General features: G+C 39.1%; 18 protein-coding genes and 2 pseudogenes. 4 read left to right on the top strand and 16 right to left on the bottom strand.

Annotated elements, in window-relative coordinates; translation table 11 throughout:
- Positions 1 to 73 precede the first annotated feature (73 nt).
- From CE058_RS21345 to CE058_RS21365, 5 genes and pseudogenes are all read right to left on the bottom strand, one after another.
- The gene (locus CE058_RS21345) at positions 74 to 361 is read right to left on the bottom strand and encodes a hypothetical protein (RefSeq protein ID WP_163144990.1); all 288 of its coding nucleotides are present in this window, start codon (positions 359 to 361) and stop codon (positions 74 to 76) included.
- 66 nt (positions 362 to 427) lie between these two features.
- Complete coding sequence (locus CE058_RS21350; RefSeq protein ID WP_163144991.1) at positions 428 to 1,315, bottom strand: alpha/beta fold hydrolase; 888 nt, start codon at positions 1,313 to 1,315, stop codon at positions 428 to 430.
- A gap of 106 nt (positions 1,316 to 1,421) precedes the next feature.
- A pseudogene (locus CE058_RS21355) lies at positions 1,422 to 2,045 on the bottom strand (FMN-binding negative transcriptional regulator).
- Between the two features lie 22 nt (positions 2,046 to 2,067).
- Positions 2,068 to 2,586, bottom strand: coding sequence for a spermidine/spermine N(1)-acetyltransferase (gene paiA, locus CE058_RS21360; RefSeq protein WP_163144992.1), 519 nt, complete (start codon positions 2,584 to 2,586; stop codon positions 2,068 to 2,070).
- 12 nt (positions 2,587 to 2,598) lie between these two features.
- On the bottom strand, positions 2,599 to 3,024 hold the full coding sequence (locus CE058_RS21365; protein WP_163145010.1) for a MarR family winged helix-turn-helix transcriptional regulator: 426 nt from the start codon (positions 3,022 to 3,024) through the stop codon (positions 2,599 to 2,601).
- Positions 3,025 to 3,385: 361 nt separating this feature from the next.
- Here CE058_RS21365 and CE058_RS21370 point away from each other — a divergent pair, with 361 nt between their 5' ends.
- Positions 3,386 to 3,919, top strand: a complete 534-nt coding sequence (locus tag CE058_RS21370) for a GNAT family N-acetyltransferase (RefSeq protein WP_163144993.1) — start codon at positions 3,386 to 3,388, stop codon at positions 3,917 to 3,919.
- Positions 3,920 to 4,058: 139 nt separating this feature from the next.
- Here the strand turns inward: CE058_RS21370 and CE058_RS21375 are convergent.
- Positions 4,059 to 4,336: pseudogene (locus tag CE058_RS21375) on the bottom strand (IS1595-like element ISSpps1 family transposase); the annotation flags it as partial.
- Positions 4,337 to 4,391: 55 nt separating this feature from the next.
- Between CE058_RS21375 and CE058_RS21380 the strand changes: the two are divergent.
- Positions 4,392 to 6,167 carry a dihydroorotate dehydrogenase gene (locus CE058_RS21380; RefSeq protein WP_163144994.1) on the top strand — a complete coding sequence of 592 codons (1,776 nt, stop codon included), beginning with the start codon at positions 4,392 to 4,394 and terminating at the stop codon, positions 6,165 to 6,167.
- Between the two features lie 225 nt (positions 6,168 to 6,392).
- Here the strand turns inward: CE058_RS21380 and CE058_RS21385 are convergent, their stop codons facing one another.
- Both CE058_RS21385 and helD read right to left on the bottom strand, forming a co-directional pair.
- Positions 6,393 to 7,913, bottom strand: coding sequence for a DHA2 family efflux MFS transporter permease subunit (locus tag CE058_RS21385; RefSeq protein WP_163144995.1), 1,521 nt, complete (start codon positions 7,911 to 7,913; stop codon positions 6,393 to 6,395).
- Positions 7,914 to 7,973: 60 nt separating this feature from the next.
- The gene (gene helD / locus CE058_RS21390) at positions 7,974 to 10,310 is read right to left on the bottom strand and encodes an RNA polymerase recycling motor HelD (protein ID WP_163144996.1); all 2,337 of its coding nucleotides are present in this window, start codon (positions 10,308 to 10,310) and stop codon (positions 7,974 to 7,976) included.
- A gap of 450 nt (positions 10,311 to 10,760) precedes the next feature.
- On the opposite strand from helD, the gene mleCBF reads away from it, so the two are divergent.
- The gene (gene mleCBF / locus CE058_RS21395; protein ID WP_163144997.1) at positions 10,761 to 11,600 is read left to right on the top strand and encodes a CBF family alpha/beta fold macrolide esterase; all 840 of its coding nucleotides are present in this window, start codon (positions 10,761 to 10,763) and stop codon (positions 11,598 to 11,600) included.
- Between the two features lie 104 nt (positions 11,601 to 11,704).
- Here mleCBF and CE058_RS21400 read toward each other — a convergent pair whose 3' ends face one another.
- The 4 genes from CE058_RS21400 to CE058_RS21415 all read right to left on the bottom strand — a co-directional run bounded on the left by CE058_RS21400 (position 11,705) and on the right by CE058_RS21415 (position 14,581).
- Positions 11,705 to 12,133 (bottom strand): NUDIX hydrolase, encoded by a 429-nt coding sequence (locus CE058_RS21400; RefSeq protein WP_163144998.1) that lies wholly within the window; start codon positions 12,131 to 12,133, stop codon positions 11,705 to 11,707.
- 57 nt (positions 12,134 to 12,190) lie between these two features.
- Positions 12,191 to 12,589, bottom strand: a complete 399-nt coding sequence (locus CE058_RS21405; RefSeq protein ID WP_163144999.1) for a VOC family protein — start codon at positions 12,587 to 12,589, stop codon at positions 12,191 to 12,193.
- A 321-nt stretch (positions 12,590 to 12,910) separates the two neighbouring features.
- Complete coding sequence (locus CE058_RS21410; protein ID WP_163145000.1) at positions 12,911 to 13,543, bottom strand: type 1 glutamine amidotransferase family protein; 633 nt, start codon at positions 13,541 to 13,543, stop codon at positions 12,911 to 12,913.
- A gap of 75 nt (positions 13,544 to 13,618) precedes the next feature.
- Complete coding sequence (locus tag CE058_RS21415) at positions 13,619 to 14,581, bottom strand: helix-turn-helix transcriptional regulator (RefSeq protein ID WP_048009598.1); 963 nt, start codon at positions 14,579 to 14,581, stop codon at positions 13,619 to 13,621.
- Between the two features lie 331 nt (positions 14,582 to 14,912).
- Here CE058_RS21415 and CE058_RS21420 point away from each other — a divergent pair, with 331 nt between their 5' ends.
- Positions 14,913 to 15,443 (top strand): hypothetical protein, encoded by a 531-nt coding sequence (locus CE058_RS21420; RefSeq protein WP_163145001.1) that lies wholly within the window; start codon positions 14,913 to 14,915, stop codon positions 15,441 to 15,443.
- A 208-nt stretch (positions 15,444 to 15,651) separates the two neighbouring features.
- On the opposite strand, the gene CE058_RS21425 is transcribed toward CE058_RS21420, so the two are convergent.
- The 4 genes from CE058_RS21425 to CE058_RS21440 all read right to left on the bottom strand — a co-directional run.
- On the bottom strand, positions 15,652 to 16,131 hold the full coding sequence (locus CE058_RS21425; protein ID WP_163145002.1) for a GNAT family N-acetyltransferase: 480 nt from the start codon (positions 16,129 to 16,131) through the stop codon (positions 15,652 to 15,654).
- Positions 16,132 to 16,338: 207 nt separating this feature from the next.
- Positions 16,339 to 16,863, bottom strand: a complete 525-nt coding sequence (locus CE058_RS21430) for a DinB family protein (RefSeq protein WP_163145003.1) — start codon at positions 16,861 to 16,863, stop codon at positions 16,339 to 16,341.
- Between the two features lie 316 nt (positions 16,864 to 17,179).
- On the bottom strand, positions 17,180 to 18,025 hold the full coding sequence (locus tag CE058_RS21435) for an AraC family transcriptional regulator (protein WP_163145004.1): 846 nt from the start codon (positions 18,023 to 18,025) through the stop codon (positions 17,180 to 17,182).
- Between the two features lie 592 nt (positions 18,026 to 18,617).
- Positions 18,618 to 19,228: NAD(P)-dependent alcohol dehydrogenase (locus CE058_RS21440; protein ID WP_163145005.1), on the bottom strand; the 611-nt coding region annotated here is incomplete at its 5' end.

Raw genomic sequence — 19,228 nt, forward strand, 5'->3', positions numbered from 1 at the left:
AAGTGCAATAAGAAAAAGCTGCCGCATTGACAGCCCAGGATCCCGCTATTGCCCTCTAACACCTTCAGATCAGTCACTTTTCCGGTTTCAGAATGGTTCTTTGCAGGGGAACGCCTCCCATTGAAACATTGCGTTCTATGAAAATATAGGTCTGGCCATCAATAATGAATTTCCGATTCCCTATATAACTGACCTCTCTTCCTTGATTTACAAGTTCACTTTGGATTGCTTCAACATACTCTTTAAAGTCAACATACCTCTCATCCAGATCAATGGTGATATGATTTTTTCTATATCCCATTAACCAATTAAAACCAAATAGGCATAAACCGAGTATGGCCAAAAATAGTATGATTTCCATATTGAGGTTTCACCTCCCTGTAAATCTTATTTTCCCGCCTATACCTAATGTATGATTTAGTGATTGTTACGTTTCATTTAAACAAGGATCCTCAAGTTTATGTGACACCAAAAAAGAAATAAGCTTCTCATCTCTTTCACTTGCTAATTTACCTATCCAGATTAAATGTCCCCAAGAATCAATTATACTGATTTCAGAGTGCGGAATATTTTTGTGAGCGTGATAAGGATGTTCCAGTGAGATAAAACCGTCATTTTTACTATGAAGGATCAAAACAGGACTGGAAATGGATCTTAAATCTTGGCCGGTTAATTCCTTGGCTTGTTTAAGGTCAATAAGGAAACCACTGCCCGAACGCTGACGGTTATTCATCTTTTTGAATTCCGCAACATCATCGTCGCCAATTCTTTGTTTAATGTCCTCTTTTGAGAGGGAACTAAACTGCGACGACATCATGTTGAACATTAGCTTTGAAAAGGAATTACTGAAAAAACCAAGCATCTTCCATGTGAACTTTTCAACAGATGGCCGAAAGATAATGTGGGCTGCCTTATATTCCAAATCCTTCGGTGTCAGCCATTCCTTTGAAACCGCACTCTCTAAGGTAAGGCGTTTGACTCTTTGCGGAAATAAAGAGGCAAATCGGATTCCGGTTGGACCGCCAGCCGATATAGCCAGGACATGTACCTGTTCAATTTGAAGATGGTCTAACAATTTTGAGTAATATTCACAAGCAGCAGTTAAACTTTCTCCTATCGCTTCTGAAGTCTTTCCATATCCTGCTCTCGATGGTGTAATGATAGAATATCCACTTTCTGCTAAACCTTTATAGCCAAATTCTTCGCGGCAATTTGAGTGTCCTCCATGAAATACAAAAATTGGTTCACCTTTCCCAAAAACAGAATACTCGATGGCCACATCGTCTACGGAAAATAATTCAACTCTTCTTTCCACACTTCCATCTCCCTGCTCACTTATCTCTCTATATTAATACTAACATAATATTCCAGACACTAAAAAACAGAGGGATATTTGAGTTCCTCTGTTTTTTCCTATGAATCTATAATCCCTTTTTTACCTTCCGATCCATCAGCCGGGCCATTTGCTTAGAATCAAAATCATTCTCTTCATAGAGTTTATGAATGATGTTTTGATAGTCTTTTTCATTGCGGTTTTGGCTTAGTTTATCGGCAGCCTGAATTTCCTGTACTTTAATCTTGAATCCAACAATTCCTTTTAGCTGCTGTTCTAAAAGCTCCGGAGAAAGCTTATCCCATAAGACAGGATTTTTGCGATGTTTTTCATATTTTTGAAGCAGCATAGCCAGGTCACCCTTTAATTCCTCTTCACTCAGAATACTCGCTTGACCATATACATGCACTGCCTGATAATTCCAAGTCGGTACATTTTCATCCTCATACCAGGAGGAAGAAATATAAGCATGTGGCCCCTGGAACATCACCAGTACATCTTCAGAGTCTGCAAATGTTCTCCATTGCGGGTTCCCATAAGCCATATGCCCTGTTAAATAGCACGTATCTCCTTCTTTTATTAGCTGCATTGGCAAATGAGCGGCAATGGGCCTTCCTTATTTTACTGTGACGATTGTGCCAAACGAGTTACTTTGAACAAACTCCCATATTTCATCCGCATTTGTGACTTTATAGTATTTTGGAATATACATAACCATCCGCCCTTCGAAAAAATTAGTTAAGAGTCTTGGCCATGATAAAATCCGTTTGTTCTTCATCACCCATATAAAAAGAATGGGCTCCCGTTTGGACAAATCCCATTTTCTTATAAAAGGCAATTGCTTTTTCATTTTTTTCCCATACACCCAGCCAAATTTTCTTTTTATTAAGCTCCATCGCACTTTCAAGGGCTTTATGGAACAGATACTTACCAAGCCCTTGTTTCTGAAATGGGCTTCTGATATAAATTCTCTCGATTTCGAGTGCTTCGTCGCCCATTTCTTCAGTCTGAGCCTCATCAGTATTGACCTTTAAATACCCGGCTGTCCCGCCCTCAAATTCAACAAAATAGAACTGTGATGAAGGCTGGGATAGTTCAGTTTCTAATTGCTTTAGGTTAAATGCCTTTTCCAAATAGGCTTCCATATTATCGGGTGAATTTTGATCCTTAAACGTCTCATTAAAGGTTTCATAGCTAATTTCCTGTAGTCTTCTTAAATCTTCAAGCGTACATTTTTTTATATTAATAGTCATTATGACTCTCCTTCAATAATTTCTCTTGTTCCCCTTTTTCACATATTCCCAGTCTTTCTCGACATTTTTCCTAACTTTTTGGAGCAGATTGAAAATGATTTCTGCTTCTTTTTCGGTGAATCCCTCTAAGGCAATCGCATTGGAATATTCATGTTCTCTTTTTATGAAAGGAAAAGCTTTTTTCCCTTTCTCTGTCGGGAAGAGCTTCCTGATTTTCTTGTTCTGTTCATCATCTTTCTTTTCTATGAAGCCATTCATTTCAAGCTTTTTAATCGCTCGGGCAGCTGTTGTCCGATCTACTTTTATCATCTCAGATAACTTTTCCTGAATAATGCCTGGATTTTCACATATTCGCACAAGGTACAGATACTGCCCTTTTGTAAGGTCAAGCTCTTTAAATTCGATATTGCTTATGGAATCCAGGGCCCTCGCAATCATGCCAATTTCACGGAGAATTTCCAGCGTAGTCAACTCCTAAACACGAATTTTTGTTGTAAATACAACAATGATGCAATATATTCAATCTAACTTATTTTTGTTGCATTTGCAATAAAAAAACATATTTTGCAGCCTTTTTAATGGAGGTGCATGGGTCCAATTATAAAAAAGAAGGCTATGTTAAAGGGAAAGGTTGATTTGATTTTAAAATAGACAATAAAAAAATACGATTGGATATTTATGTTAAAATTAGTATGGGATTGTGAAAATTTCTACTAATAATAACGAAGTTTAAAGTCTAATGGGATAATTACTGCACAAAGGGAAATTTAAAACAGATAAACAAAAGGGAGAGAAAAAGATGTTTCCTATATTAGAAACAGAAAGATTACTATTAAGAGAAATAACAATAGATGATGCAAAAGACATATTTGCTTGTTTTTCTAATGAGAATGTAACACGTTATTATGGACAAGAGACATTAGAGGATATAAAACAAGCGGAAACATTCGTTGATTTTTTTGCAAGAAGTTATACAGAAAAAAGGGGCATAAGGTGGGGAATTGAAATAAAAGGAACTCAAGGAATAATTGGAACAATTGGCTTTAATGCCTGGTCGCCTAAACATAAACGGGCGGAAATAGGTTATGAAATTCATCCGGAACATTGGAGAAAGGGATTTACCTCGGAAGCCGTATCGAAAGTCCTCCAATATGGCTTTGATGAATTAGGTCTTACTCGCTTAGGGGCTGTCGTTTTTATAGATAACGAAGCATCTAATAATTTGTTAACTAAAGTAGGGTTTCAAAAAGAAGGTATTCTGAGGGATTATATGTATCAAAATGGTAAAGCACACGATACATATGTCTACTCAATTCTTAAAAATAGTAAATAATATTAACTATTAAAGTAGTGGGTACTTTAGAAAAAAATAGACATTAAAATAAATGAGCTTGGAGATACAATTCCAAGTTCGTTTTAATTTGAAACCACCGGTGCATATTTGTGATTTCCTTTTTAGATACTCTGTAATTTTAGAAGGCAGTGTTTCTAAGCCTTAATATATCTGCGGTTTCCCAAGTTCCGAGAACGCTTGATAAAATAAGCATCTGCTTTTTCTTGCTTAAATCGCTTTCCATTTTCCTATGTCAAGGAACTAAAACCACACTAAATAGATCTGTAGATACTTAGTAGAAACGCCATTAAATCGACTTATCCATTTCTTTAATCGAGAGTGATAATTATTAATATTGTTAAGATGATAGATGCCTTTCTTGACATATTCTTTCTTACTTCCATTTATGATGATGTGTAACCTATCCATCCAAAAGCATATGCTAAAATAGATAAAAATGGTAGGTGTTTATTTGCCGGATTGGTCGTATTATCCTATTTTCAAGCCCATACTTCAGAAGCTTCCGCCTTCCTTCAGCCGGGAGTTTATCCATCGCGGAATGAGCATGATTTCATCCACCCGTATAGGGGAAGGAGTAATCGAGTTTCTTGGTCATATGGAATCCTCCGGCAAGCTTGCGAAAAATGTATTTGGCGTTCATTTTTCCACTCCAGTCGGACTAAGCGGCAGGATTGACCCTCACTTAACGGGGACGAAGGCTTTTCAGAATTTGGGGTTTGGTTTTATTGAGATCGGGCCTGTTTCCATTCGAGGGTCAGCAGAAGAACTATATATGGACCCGAAACAAGAGAAGATACATAGATTAACTGACGCTTCTATGGAGTTAACGGCTGCTAAGAAACAGCTGCTTTCACTAAAGAAAAAGAAAATTCCTTTCCTCATTAATGTGGAAGGAACTTATCAGGAAGCCATGCAAATTTGTAAAGAATTGCTGCCTTTTAGTGACGGATTTATTTTGGACAGTCAGACCTTTCAATCAGAGAGCCAATTTAATCAATTTAAATATGAATTAAATAAACCTATCATCCTTACTTCTCCAAAAAATGATCCTCTCAGCCTGGACTATCGCCCGGACGGCATTCTTCTTACAGGCTATGATTCACAGGAAGAACTCATTCATAGGCTTGCGGCTCTCAGGAAAGTATTCAGCGAAGATTTGCCCATCATCACGTCAGGCTGGGTAAAAGAGCCTTCAGATGCTACTAAACTGCTGGAAAGCGGAGCTTCTTTAATCATGTTAGGCGATGAGTACATTTTTACTGGACCTGGATTGCCAAAGAGGATTAATGAAGCCTATACCAGCACATTTCCGATGGAGCCTGTAAAAGCGGAGGGATGGAGATGGTATTGGCTGTTTGGCTTGGCTATTGCCATTGCAGGGTTTATTGCGCTGTTTTTCAGCATGACTTCGGTGGTCCTTCCATATGATGAGAGATTCCTGGGGATCTTCAGGAAAGATATTCTTTATTTTAACCCTGCCATTTTATACTTTATGGCCCATGACAGAATGACGCTGTCCGGAACAATGATTTCAGGCGGAATCATCTATATGCAGCTTGCCAGGCATGGAATAAGAAATGGCCTCCATTGGGCAAGAAAGGCAGTAAATATAGCAGGAACCATCGGCTTCCTGGGAATTGTCCTGTTTATTGGCTACGGTTATTTCGATTGGCTCCATGGGCTGTTTTGGGTTATTTTACTGCCCTTGTTTATTTTGGGATATTCAAAATCAAGAACAGCAAATGCATCCCCCGTCAGTTCAAACCTTTTCAACAGTGCTCAGTGGAAGCTGAGTTTAGCCGGCCAGCTTTGCTTTGTAATACTGGGCTTTTCATTAGCTATTGGCGGGATGGTCATTTCCTTCATTGGAGCTTCACATGTATTTGTACCAACTGACCTTGCTTATCTTTGCCTGACTCCGGAAGCTCTTAATGAGTTTAACGATCGGTTAATTCCTGTGATCGCACATGACCGTGCAGGATTTGGAAGTGCTCTTTTAAGTGTGGGCTTGCTCGTCTTGATGCTGGCTTTATGGGGAATCCGCGAGGGGGAAAGGTGGGTGTGGTGGACCTTCACCATTGGAGCCATTCCGGCATTCGCCGCTGGAATTATAACTCATTTTTTTATTAACTATACGGATTTCATCCACCTGCTTCCTGCTTACTTCGCATTGCTTTTGTATGTGATTGGTGTTATTGCAACCGCCCCTTTTTTATTAAAAAAATAGCGGCAGCAAAAGAAAAGCGCAAGCGCCTTGCCCACCCCCGACAAGCACAAGACGAGCCTCACGGAAAGGCGTCCTTTGCCTTTTTGGGAGGATCGGCTTGTGACCTCGAGGGGGTAGGCGCTGGAGCTAGACAGTTATCGACGTTCAAAGTTTTATACTTTCTTATCTTTTAAAAAAACCGGGCGGTTCCAGAAACTGGACATCACCCGGTTTTCAGTATATTGATTACTCTTTAACAGCCAATTCCTCACCTGTTTGATTCTCATGATGAGGTTTCACTCTCTTAATAAAGAAAGCAAGTATAAGTGCGATGACCGCAATCAATGCAGAAAGGAAGAAAGTGAAATTAATGCCATGCAGCATCGCTTCATTCATGATTTGCTGCTGCATGTCAGCTGCGGCCTGTGCAGATGGCTGAGCTGCACTTGCGCTCATATTGGCCAGTGTGTCGGCAGCCAGCTCCTCTGCTTTTTCTTTTGTACGATTATTCATGACGGTAATCAGCAGCGCGGAGCCTATGGCGCCGGATACCTGCTGCAGTGTATTATTCATGGCGGTTCCGTGCGGATTGTTGATCGGCGGCAGCTGATTCAATCCATTTGTCATGACAGGCATCATAACCATTGACATCCCGAACATTCGAAAGGTATACAGCAGAACAAGGGTTGAATAGGCCGTATTCATGCCAATTCTGCTGAAGTAATAAGATGTTACAACGGTAATAGTCAGCCCAATCACCGCTAAAACTCTTGCCCCATACTTATCAAAGAGTTTCCCTGTAATGGGAGACATGATCCCCATGACAATCGCTCCCGGAAGCATCAATAGACCCGAATCCATCGGTGAAATTCCGCGGATGGTCTGTACATAGATGGGCATCAAAATCATCGCTGAAAACATGGCGACTGCTATCACGATTGAAATGGCTGATGACAGGGCAAACATCGGATATTTGTAGATGCGAAATTCAAGCATAGGATCATCCATCCGAAGCTGACGGAGTACAAAAGTAATTAAAGCAAGTGCCCCAATCACAATCGTGCCGTACACGAGGGGATTATCCCAACCTTTTTCCCCTGCTGAACTAAAGCCATAAAGCAAGCCGCCAAACCCGATGCTTGATAAAACCAGCGAGATGAAATCAAGCTTAATCGCTCTCTGCGGTGTAATATCTTTTAACTTGAAGACTGCAAAAACTACGGTTAGCAGGGCAATTGGCAGAACAAGGTCAAATAACATTCTCCAGCTGTAATGTTCAATCAGCCATCCGGAAAGAGTCGGTCCAATTGCTGGAGCTGTAATCATGACAAGACCAAACATCCCCATTGCTGCCCCTCTTTTTTCGACCGGAAATGCGGTAAGCATGACATTCATTAATAGGGGCATCATAATCGCGGATCCTGAAGCCTGAATCATCCGAGCCCCTAATAACACACCAAATGCAGGCGCAATACTGGCCAGGAATGTTCCTAAAGTAAACAGTGACATGGCTGTAATGAATAATTTCTTATCGGAAAACCGCTGAATGAAGAATGCACTTGCCGGTATTAGAATCCCGTTAATAAGCATATAGCCTGTAGACAGCCATTGTACGGCAGTTGCATTCACATCAAATTCTTCCATAATGGATGGGAGAGCAACGTTCAGCAATGTTTCATTCAATATCGCGACAAAAGCCCCGATAAATAAAATGGCGATCATGCCATATGGCGGTTTGTTTTGATCCGTATTAGTCTGCTGCGACATTAGATCAATCCTTCTTTCTAAGTTAAATATAGATTTGATTATAGGATACACCTGACCTGATCAAACCTGAATGAGACCTTCCCGCAAAACATCCTGCAAGAACGGACTCGGTTCACCCACACTGCAGAGCTGCAAATCATGCATCGCTCTCGTGCAGGAGGTATAAAACACTCTTCGCAGGCTTTCATCACCGTATACACTTTCCGATGCATCATAAATAATAACGGCATCAAATTCAATGCCCTTGGATAAATACGAAGGTATGACAACGACTCCTTCTTCATATTCGGTCGAGTTGCTTTTCAGGAGTTTTATTCCCTCGATGCCGGACAGGGCTTCATAGGCCTGTGCACTTTCTTCTGCAGACTTACAGATAATGGCCATACTGTTAATCCCCTGGCTTCTCCAGTCAGCAACCTTGGAGGCAATGAAGCTGTGCAGTTCGGTTTGATCGGATAATTGCTTCAGCTCAGGCAGCTTGCCATCGCGTTCAAACGGGATGATCTCTTTCCCGTTAGGAACCAGTCTTCGCGTAAATTCGATGATCGGTTTAGTCGACCTGTAGCTCCTCGCTAAATTAATCAATTCTGTCTGATCTGGCCCATACAGGCTGGTGAGTGTGTGAAAATCAGCCGTTTCGCTGGCATGTGCGAAGATCGCCTGATTAAAATCACCGAGCACTGTCATCTTGGAAGCAGGGAACAAACGTTTTAAGAACTCAAATTGAAACGGAGAGTAATCCTGCGCCTCATCCACCACAATATGTTTAATCGCACTATTTGTCTGAAAACCTTGAATCTGCTCTTTTACATATAAAAATGGAGTAGCATCTTCATAACATAATCTGCCTTCACCGAGCATTTCCTGTGTCGACTGACAGATAGCAGCCCATTCTGCCGGCATCTCCTCTTCCATCCACTCTCGGATCTTCAGGGGATCTGCAAACAGCTGCTTGTATATCGCCTTAAAATCAATGAAACGCATGGCCCGGATTTGTTTTCGCAGCGGCTTGAATTTTTTCCGGACAATCAGGCGGGCTAACGCTTCAGGCTCGATTTCATAATCATGAATCGAATCCCCTGTAAAACCGCGTTTTTTCGCCAGGTAGGCATGCGCCTTATGGTATTCCTCATTGCTGAGCAGCTCGATTTCCTCCTGTACCCACTCCTTAGACCGTTCAGCTTTTTCAGCTTCAGTAATTTGCTTAATAAGCCAATCTGCCAGCTTCTCAAGTCTGTTATGAAAATGGAGTGAAGTGCCGCTGCTGTAAAATTGATCTGCCATTTGCCGAGCAGCAACGATTGAATTTCCTCTGAAACTTATATCCTTAAACATCATTCCCGATAACTCCAGCGACTTCAAGTAGGCATTTATCGCCTCAAAAAAACGGGCAGATGCTTTGAATTTAATGCCCGCAACCCTCGATCTGTACTCAGGGGTTTTCGCAGCAGTTAAAACATACTCCAATTGCTCATATGGATTTTCTACGACGAACTCTTTACCCAGCCGATGATCCAAATATTCCTGGAAGGTAACCTGCTCCATGTTCTCTTCCCCCAGCTCCGGCAGAACGTTGGATACATAGCTGTTAAACATCCTATTAGGTGAAAACAGAATGATTTGATCAGCATTCAGATTTTCCCGGTACTTGTAAAGCAGATAAGCAATCCGCTGCAGGGCAGCTGACGTCTTGCCGCTTCCGGCCGCACCGTGAACAATAAGCAGCCTTCCCTGATCATGGCGGATGATCCGGTTTTGATCCTGTTGAATGGTCGCTACAATATTGTGCATATGCTTATCAGTTCCCTTGCCGAGAACCTGCTGCAGTATCTCATCCCCAATGGTCAGACTCGTATCGAACATGGATTGAAGTTCACCGCGGCGGATCAAATATTGCCACTTTTTCTCCAACGTGCCCTCAATTGCGCCTCCGGGTGTTTCATACTTAGCAGGTCCCGGCTGGTAATCATAGTACACACTCGAAACTGGCGCCCTCCAGTCGTAAATAAGAAAATTCTCACCGCTCTGATCCCTTAGCGTAGAAATGCCAATATAAACAGGCTCCTGTTCCGAAGATCCTTCTTCCGTAAAATCGATCCGGCCGAAATAGGGCACCTCCTCCATCCGGCGCAAGGTAGACAAGCGCTTGGAAGCATGCCGATGGGTACTCTGGCTGACAGACAGAGCCTGTGCCTCCTGCCTCAAACCGATAATGGTCTCCAAATAATCATCAAAGGTATCCGTATTCACCTTCACTTCATCCCAAAAGTGTTTGCGGATATGAACCACTTCGTTTTTACGCCTGGAGGTTTCTTCTTCCAATCTGCGGACTTCCTCCGTAATCGTCTCCATAACACCATCCAATCGTTTTTGCTCCTGCTGAAGTTTTGAATTCATAGCAAACACTCCTTTAAAAAAATTTATAAAAAGGTTGACAAACGAATCGATTGCATTATATAATTAAGATAGGGATAATATACTTAACTTTATTTACATAATGCACATCTATATAAATTTACCACAGGTATTCATTTATTTCAATGGATTAATCAGAAAAAAAGAGCCGTATTTACAGTTTTAGCGTAAATACGGCTCTTTTTATTTCTTTTTTAATCCTGCCCACTTCTCCTCATTCAGTCTTTAGCAGAAACCACCGGAAAATTTTGGATTTAAAGTACTTAGAGATATGTTAGGGTAATACATATAGGGATGAGTCCCTTGCTAATAAATTTAAGGAGGCCTCTCATGATTATCAAGTGGATTCGGCACAGATAATGAACTGGGGCAGGCCTAAATGCTCCGGAAACAATCTGATCTGCGAAATATACGATTATACGGAGGTAAAATATGAGTGAACAAATAATGAAAATAAATAATGTGGATATATGTACAGAGAGCTTTGGAAACTCTAAGGATCCAGCAATTCTTTTGATCATGGGCGCAATGTCTTCACTGGACTGGTGGGACGAGGATTTCTGTCTCCGTCTGGCTGATCAGGGGAGATTTGTCATTCGGTACGATCATCGGGATCTGGGCAGATCGACCACTTATGAACCCGGAACTTCCAATTATACAATAACAGACTTGGCTGACGATGCAGCAGGCGTACTGGATGCTTATCACATTGACCGGGCCCATATCGTCGGCATGTCCATGGGCGGATTAACCGGACAGATTCTTGCCTTAAGATATCCGGCACGTGTATTGACACTTACACTTATTGCATCAAGTGTATTTGGAACTGAGATGGAAAAGCTCCCGCCAATGGATCAGAAAATCCTGGATTACCACACGAAGAGCGCTTCCATCGATTGGTCGGATCGGGATGCGGCTATTCCTTATCTCGCGGGAGGATGGAAAACACTAGCCGGCTCCAAACCTTTCGAACAGGAAAGAATGTATAAACTTGCAGCAAGAGAAGCAGACCGCGCCAATCAGCTGCCGAGCAGATTTAACCATGCCATGCTGCAGGGTGGAGAAGCCTATTACGATAGAATGAATGAGATCCGCGTACCAGTTCTCATTATTCACGGAACAGAAGACCCGGCCCTTCCATACGAGCACGGACTTGCCCTTAAGAAAGCCATCCCTCATTCTGAATTGCTGACACTTGTTGGAACTGGACATGAAATTCATAGTGAAGACTGGGATCAGATTATAGATTCTGTTGCAAAGCACAGTTCTTGATAAAAGAATAGTTAAGAAAAGTTTAAAGCCCAATTTCTCAAAATTATTAATGAGAAATTGGGCTGCTTTTTTCTATACAATCCGATATTAAAAGAACCCTGCTACTAATGGATTGGAATCAATGCTTCAGCATTTTTAATACTTTCTTTTAAGTAAACCGGCGCTTTCGGGTGATGTAAGACCTCTTCAGTTGTTAGCCATAACACCTCTTCGACCTCATCGGAACATAAAGGTAATGCATCACCAGATTCATATTCGCATAGAAAAACAATATCTACTACATTATGATTAGTATCAGTTACAAAAGAAGTACTGTGTACATACGTTAAACGGTCTTTTACTTTTACACCGACTTCCTCTAAAATTTCACGCTTTACAGTTCTCTCTAAAATATTTGATGAGTTTCCTTCTAAATCCACCTTTCCTCCAACAAGGGAAAGCAGTCCTCCTGCATGTTCCTCTTTTTTACTTCTTTCAACAATGAGCCACTTGTCATTTTTCCTTATAGCTCCTTCTACATTTACAATAAACATTTTGCGCCTCCTACTCATAAATATCACTGCCTATCATAAATAGAAGCAGACCAGGTTTTATAAAGGAGCAATAAATTCAACTTTAATTCGATCAGGATCTTCGAAATAGACTGCGTAATGAGCAGTTCCTCCCGCAAAAGGATGCTCGTTTTTATAAAGGATATTAACCCCTTTAGCCTCTAATACATTCGTTATTTCATCAACGTGAAGCCGTGATTCAGCATAAAATGCCAGATGATTCAGCCCCACTCGGCATCTATGATATGGAATATCAAGAAAGCGTTCCTCTGCCTGCACAAAGACAATGTAGGTTTCACCTAGTCTCCAGCTTTGTCCGAATTCCCACTTTTGAAAAGATACATATCCTAACTCCTCGAGAAACCACCCCCAAAATTTGGATGACCTTTCCAAATTTGATACGTACAGCTCGATATGATGGAGCAACCCCTTTGACAAATACACACCTCCTGGTGAATAAACATTCCAAAATAATTGTAGCTACTTACCTAACCTAACATTTCTACGTCTTTTTCAATTCCCCTTTGTTTAACTAACGCACCCTATTGTTTAAGTACATTTATTCACAAACTTCTTTCAGGAATGTTGCACGTATTTTCAATAAGGGGGAGCGTCAGGAAAATGCGGATTTACAACGATAAGAAAATTCCAAACTAAAAAGCACAACTTCTCTGCAAAACAAAATAGAGAAAGTGAGCTTTTCAGTTACTTCATTATTTTTATTTGAACTAATATAAAACTCTAAGTTGATTTTTTAGTTCAGCTATTTATTGAATTCATTAACTGGAAGTAGTATTCAGGTTTATGAGTCTTATTTAGGTTATACCATGAATGTAATGTATCTGGTGCAAATACATCTAATTTTTTCAGTATTTCCATCGCAAATTCCAGAGGAGCTATTCCTGATGCAGTAACTAAATTCGCATCAGATACCGCAGATCCCACCTCATAGAACTCTTCTCCTTTATAGTTAGGACATACCATTTTAGTGTATTCTAAATTATTACTTGTATGCTTTCTAGTATCTAAGTATCCCATATTCGCAAGGGCCTCAGTTGCACCACAAATTGCAGCAATAATAGTGCCAAGCTTTAAAGCTTGGCCAATTCTTTCCAAGATAGGTTGGTGAATTTCTTCACTCCAAGTAGTCCCTCCCGGTAAAATTAAAAGATCTTTACTCTCAAGAGTACATTCATCAAGGGAAATATCTGGTTTTATGCTCAATCCTCCCATAGTAATAATCATTTCTTTATTAGCTCCTACTGTAATTACTTTTAAAGGTGCTAAATCTTTTTTGAAGTATCTTCCTGAGTTTAGTTCAGCAATTAAATATCCATATTCCCAGTCCGACATTGAATTAAATACATATAGAAAAACTTTTTTTGTTTGCATCCAACAACACTCCCAATCACAATTTATATAGCAATTATAAAATAACTTCCCTGACAGTTAACGTCAGGGAAGTTATCATTCTTGATGAAATTTTATTAATTCCGACAGAACTTCAATAAGTCTTTTCTTAAGACTTATAGGCTCAATAACTTTAATAGATTTATTGTACGGTAAAAGTAAATAAGGTACATATGTATGTATTATATCTTCTTCAAGAAGAAAAACTGCTTGATTTGAAGTCCGTTCTTGTAAATAATGTCCTAAAAACCAATGTTGGCAAATATCAGCCAATACACTTTTATCTCCATTAATAACCAAAGGAATAATCCCTTCCTTATCTTCTATAGTTGGAAGAAGGTTTTTTATAAAAAAGTCACGTGCTGAAAAATTTTCTGGCCGGTTACACTTATTTTCGGTTAGCATTAGACTTTCAATTCGATCTACTCTAAAACTACGGATATCATTCCTAAGATGACAAAATCCAATCACATACCACTTATTATTCCAATAGATAATTCTGTACGGATCGACCAATCTATAATTTAATTGCTTTTCACCACTCTTATGGTAAAGAATTTTTACTGAGTACCCGTCAGCAACGGCCTGCTCCAACTCCTTCAAAAAAGGTTCCATAGAGAGTGAACTTAATCGACTTATTACTTCAAGACTAGTTAAATGTTGATTTATCTTTGTTTCCTGCTCTTGATTTGAGTATTTACTTAGTTTTGAAATGGCCCTATTTAGTGCTTCACCTCCATAATATCCGGCTTCTTCTGCAAAAACAGCAGCGTGAAATAGTGAAGTTTGCTCCTCAAAATCAAAAAAAAGAGGAGCCTCAATAAAGTTGTTCAATATAGTATATCCACCGTTATGTCCTGGTTCTGAAATTATAGGTACGCCACTTGTTGAAATTGTATCAATATAACGATACACAGTCCTTATATTCATCTCTAACTTTTCTGAAATTTGTTTTGCAGTAATTTTTTCACCTGAACGAAGCATCCATAGAATTGCTAACATATTGTCAATTTTAGGCATATAATTCCACCTCTATATGAAATTTTTTTCTAACAACTTACACAATTCCTTCATAAGGTCCTCCTACACAGTTTTCACCTATCCAGAAAAGAAAAACTTCTTTTCAGATAAAAAGGTTCTCCTTTTTTAACTAAACTTCCCCTTTTGTTGAATAAAAAAAGCTGCCCAATTCGGCAGCTGATCTTGAAAATAAGCACCCCTAAGTTGAATAACCAACCTTTCCGTTAGTACATATTTTGATCGTACAATTCATTGCAAATGTAATGTTTGTCCAATCAATGATTTGTTCTTTTTAATAGAATATTAAAAAACAAGAAAGGATTGATTAATATTGAGAAATAATAGTTGCTCATGTAATGAGGTTGACTGTCCTCATTGTAATCCATGTGAACCTTTTGGTCCTATAAATCCAAATGTCCCTTGCACATGTTCTGCCTCATTTAAAATCAAAACAAAAACTCAAGTAAGTATTTTCCCAGTGGGAAATAAATCAGGAATCTTAACAGTAATCGGCAGCATCTGCCCTAATTGTAATAATGATACCAGTAATTTTTTTATAAGCTTTACCGATTTAGACTTATCCGAAGGAGACCAGAGTTTTAGAGTATCTCCAGTTTCTATAGAACCGAGTGGATGTAGCCAAAGTGACAATAGAATAACCCTAGGTATAAATTTTGCTGGAATTTATAAACCAACTGTTGGAAATCCCCAGCTAGTAATTGGTCAAATGAACCTTAGCCACAGCTTAACAGGTGGACAAGTTAGCGTAGATATTGCACTATGGGATTATAGTTTCAACCTCTTTCTCGGGGCAGCAGCCAATGTTCCTCCAACATCCGTGACTATTACTCAATGTTCTTAAGTTTATTGTATTGCTCTGTATTGTTTCACATTATATGTCAAATGTGATATAACAGCATAGATTCTTATTGAATAAACCTGCCCCTATAGTTGCATAAAAAGATAATGCGCTGTTTCGTTTAAGTATATATCATCACAATCTCTACTAGATTTTATCTATCAGTATCAGTAAAATCTAATTGTCTTATTTCTTATCTTATTACCTTCCTTTACGATAATTCTTTTATATACCAAGCGTCCATAGCATTATGCTCTGAACCCTCTAGTGGTCTTTCAAGTTGTTGGAAACCTAATTTGATGTAAAGGAGATTAGCTGCTTGGAGTTTCTTCAGTGTTTCTAAGTAACAGTGTGTATAGTGTTCCTTGGCGAAGTCGAGTGCTACTTTCATCAGCACCTTCGACAGACCCATACCTTGAGCTTCAGGTGTAATGTATAGCTTTTGCAACTCGCAAATCCCCGTCTTCTGTCCAAATGCTGCAATACCCACACCGCCTACTACTTCATCTTGTTCATTCACTGCAACCCAATACTTTCCATTTGATTGTTGCTTGTAAAATTGTGCTAGACTGCTCAGTTGGGGGTCAAAATATGCTGTTCCTGGAATATTTAAGTTAAATGATTCCAATGAGCGTTTTATAATTTGCTCCATTGTTTGATTGTCCTTTTCTTCAATTTCACGAATTTGCATTGTTTCATCCCCCACATCTAAATAATATATGTATTCTAATATTATTCTTCTAATAATTCCATACTACTAGCTCTTTATTCAAGTAACCTGCCCCGTTAGCCCATTAAGAAAAGCCGCCTTAGATGGCAGCTGGTTCATAGTCAATTATTAGGTGGCTTTGCTTTGTATAATAGTGAATTGATTAAATATCTAGGTGCAATACAGTCTCTAAAAATTTTTGTCAAATAAAGTCTGTTTTGGTTCAGCCATTTCAAATTGTGCCCATTCTTCTTTTGAAGGACCGTAAATCCCTGGAACACTAATTCCTGCTTGTCTCATTAGAATAGTCATTTGTCCCCGGTGATGAGTTTGATGTTGGCTTAAAAATAATAAAAGACTTCCCTTTGTCATGTTTATTCCAAAGAAATTAATTTGTTCCAACAGGGTCTGATCAGTCCATTGAGTTTTCAGAGCCTCAACAAATTCATGTGAAGATTTAATATAGCTTTCAGCAATGAAATTAGCAGATGATGGGACAGACCAGTCTTCATCAGGAGCGTCAAACCTTAATCCTGCCTGTGAACTAATAACTTTAATAGAAGTGACCGTATGCCACGCAATACGTCCTAAAGACCATTGATTTGGAGTGACTTCTTGCTTTAATGATTCATCCGTGAGATTTTTAAGAATCCTGCTTGTAGCTCCTGCCTCAAATTCCCAAGATGTATAAAAATCGCTTAAACTATGATACATCTTCAAACTCCTCTCAATAATATGCTTATTAACATTCTCCCTTTTAATAAGATTACCTCCTCCTATTTTTTAAGGCTGCACTCCCTAAATTCGGATTTCCAATTCGGGTTGAATTCTCCTTTTGTAAAAACCTCTTCTTATTTAACAACTACCCTCGTTGGTACAACAAACGCAGCAGCCCTCTTCTTCATCAGAATAGAAGTCGGCTTCTTCACCTTGGTCTACATAAGTAATAACACCCTCACTTGATTTTCAATATGGCTTATTCCATTCCCCCCCTTTACCTTAATAAGGAATTCAATTATAGAACGTTCTTTTATCTTGATCTCACTGGAACCCATAACTCATGCCTTGGTTGATGCTTTGGTCCGTAATAACATTCAATACAAGGCAAATTTGCTAACTCATAGCCAGAAGTCGGAACCCATTCTGAATACAACCTTTTCCATGCATTAGGTATATTGGGGAAGACAGCCCATGTACTTGGAGGTATACAAATTGTTCTTAGATCCTTCGGGAGTTCCTCCTCATATCTCACCCCCATAAAATACTCAAACTCTTCATCTGTAATAGCAGCTTCATTACCGCAAATCCCCAATAGACCTTCAAGTGTACATTTTGGATTTTCCCATGACATATCTATTAGCCTTTGCATAAATCCATCCTTTTTCGCAGTATTCCATATTGAAGGTATGGTTTTGAATGCTCTACTAGTTTTTACCGGACTTCCCTTTCCAACAATTCTTAGTTCAAAGTCGATTTTCTCTAATCTGTACTCCATTTCCACATCTCCTTTAATAGAAATTTGAAAAGAGATTCTTGGAAAGGCTTTTAATTGCATTCCATTTTTACGGGCAGCAGAAGGCGTCATTCCATGTGTCCTTTTAAAAGCCCGGGTAAATGAATCAACAGAATCATAATCGTATTTTGCTGCTATATCTATTATCCGCATATCACTTTTTTGAATATCAAAAGCTGCAGCTGTTAGACGTCTTCGTCTAATGTATTCTGATAATGATATACCAGAAATAGATGAAAACATCCTTGAGAAATGAAACTCCGAAGTATAAGCAATTGCTGCCATCCTTTTATAGTCAATTTCACTATCAAGGTTATGTTCAATATAATCCAATACGTTATTCATTTTTTCCAGCCAATCCATCTATTCCATCCCTTTTCAATAATCATTTTAGAAGAAAGCAGGCTTTGCTGCCCGACATCTATTGCCTAAAAATGTCGGTTCTAATTTCACAATAATGAGGTATTTCGATTGATTAAAAGAAATTCCTGTTCCGTTAGCCGAAAAAGAAAAATACTTTGCTTCATATTAAAGCAAAGTAATCATATTTCAACGACCTAGCATATATGCATCGCGCCCCTTTACCGCACCCTGGTGGATCTTCAACTCACTATCTTATACATTATTGACATTGAACGTGAAAGCGCTATTAAACTATGGCCTCCTAAACAAATAATCTAATTGGAAATAAGGCTTCCTCAAAGTTTTAGATGCTTACTCTCCTACCATACTATCATTGTCATTATCTCGCATAAACGGGTATAACCAATGTTATATTTAGGTTAGATAGGTAAAACAGTTGATAATAAAAGGACCGCACATATTAGACATATCTAAAATGTGTGGTCCTTTATTTAGTCCGTTCTTAACTAACGCACCCTATAGTTTAAGTACATTATTTCACTAACTTTATATTTATAATACCGTGATACACTACCTAGCTCGAACTAATAAATTATTCAAGGAGGTGTGTATTTTCCATATTTATAACTACATTGCCTTTCTTGTGTCCTTTCTCGACATATCTATGAGCTTCTACAATCTCATCCAACGAATAATATCTGTCGACGACCACCTTTAACTTCCCCATCTCCACAAGTTCTTTAAGAAAGTTCAATGCTTCTGAGGTTTCAGGTGAATTCCGGCTCAATAATAGTTTCTTGCTACTCGTCAATTTAGTCCATAACATTTCAACACTTGGTAGCGGTTCAGTAACATTTATATAGGTGCCGTTGTTCTTTAACAATTTCATACAAGCTGAGAAGGAGCTCTTATTTACAGCTTCAAAGATAACATCATATGTTTCGCCGTTACTAGAAAAATCCTCTACTGTATAATCAATCACATTGTCAGCTCCCAGAGATTTTACTAATTCCAAATTCGTGGTACTGCATACGCCTGTAACATTTGCTCCGAGATATTTGGCAATCTGAACTGCATAACTTCCTACACTTCCTGAAGCTCCATAGACTAAAACCGATTGACCGCTTTTTATACCTGCTTTGCTAAGAAAATACAATGCTGTACGAGCTCCAATAGGAATGGTGTAAACGCTAGAATAAAGTT

The sequence above is a fragment of the Bacillus sp. 22-7 genome, from assembly GCF_010628845.1.
Classification (GTDB): domain Bacteria; phylum Bacillota; class Bacilli; order Bacillales; family Cytobacillaceae; genus Cytobacillus; species Cytobacillus firmus_B.

What these genes read in the sequence shown, in the direction of transcription:
- CE058_RS21345 (WP_163144990.1), bottom strand. Translation starts at nt 361, where the DNA reads ATGGAAATCATACTATTTTTGGCCATACTCGGTTTATGCCTATTTGGT.
- paiA (WP_163144992.1), bottom strand. Translation starts at nt 2,586, where the DNA reads ATGACTATTAATATAAAAAAATGTACGCTTGAAGATTTAAGAAGACTA.
- CE058_RS21365 (WP_163145010.1), bottom strand. Translation starts at nt 3,024, where the DNA reads ATGATTGCGAGGGCCCTGGATTCCATAAGCAATATCGAATTTAAAGAG.
- CE058_RS21370 (WP_163144993.1), top strand. Translation starts at nt 3,386, where the DNA reads ATGTTTCCTATATTAGAAACAGAAAGATTACTATTAAGAGAAATAACA.
- CE058_RS21385 (WP_163144995.1), bottom strand. Translation starts at nt 7,913, where the DNA reads ATGTCGCAGCAGACTAATACGGATCAAAACAAACCGCCATATGGCATG.
- helD (WP_163144996.1), bottom strand. Translation starts at nt 10,310, where the DNA reads ATGAATTCAAAACTTCAGCAGGAGCAAAAACGATTGGATGGTGTTATG.
- mleCBF (WP_163144997.1), top strand. Translation starts at nt 10,761, where the DNA reads ATGAGTGAACAAATAATGAAAATAAATAATGTGGATATATGTACAGAG.
- CE058_RS21400 (WP_163144998.1), bottom strand. Translation starts at nt 12,133, where the DNA reads ATGTTTATTGTAAATGTAGAAGGAGCTATAAGGAAAAATGACAAGTGG.
- CE058_RS21410 (WP_163145000.1), bottom strand. Translation starts at nt 13,543, where the DNA reads ATGCAAACAAAAAAAGTTTTTCTATATGTATTTAATTCAATGTCGGAC.
- CE058_RS21415 (WP_048009598.1), bottom strand. Translation starts at nt 14,581, where the DNA reads ATGCCTAAAATTGACAATATGTTAGCAATTCTATGGATGCTTCGTTCA.
- CE058_RS21425 (WP_163145002.1), bottom strand. Translation starts at nt 16,131, where the DNA reads ATGCAAATTCGTGAAATTGAAGAAAAGGACAATCAAACAATGGAGCAA.
- CE058_RS21430 (WP_163145003.1), bottom strand. Translation starts at nt 16,863, where the DNA reads ATGTATCATAGTTTAAGCGATTTTTATACATCTTGGGAATTTGAGGCA.
- CE058_RS21435 (WP_163145004.1), bottom strand. Translation starts at nt 18,025, where the DNA reads ATGGATTGGCTGGAAAAAATGAATAACGTATTGGATTATATTGAACAT.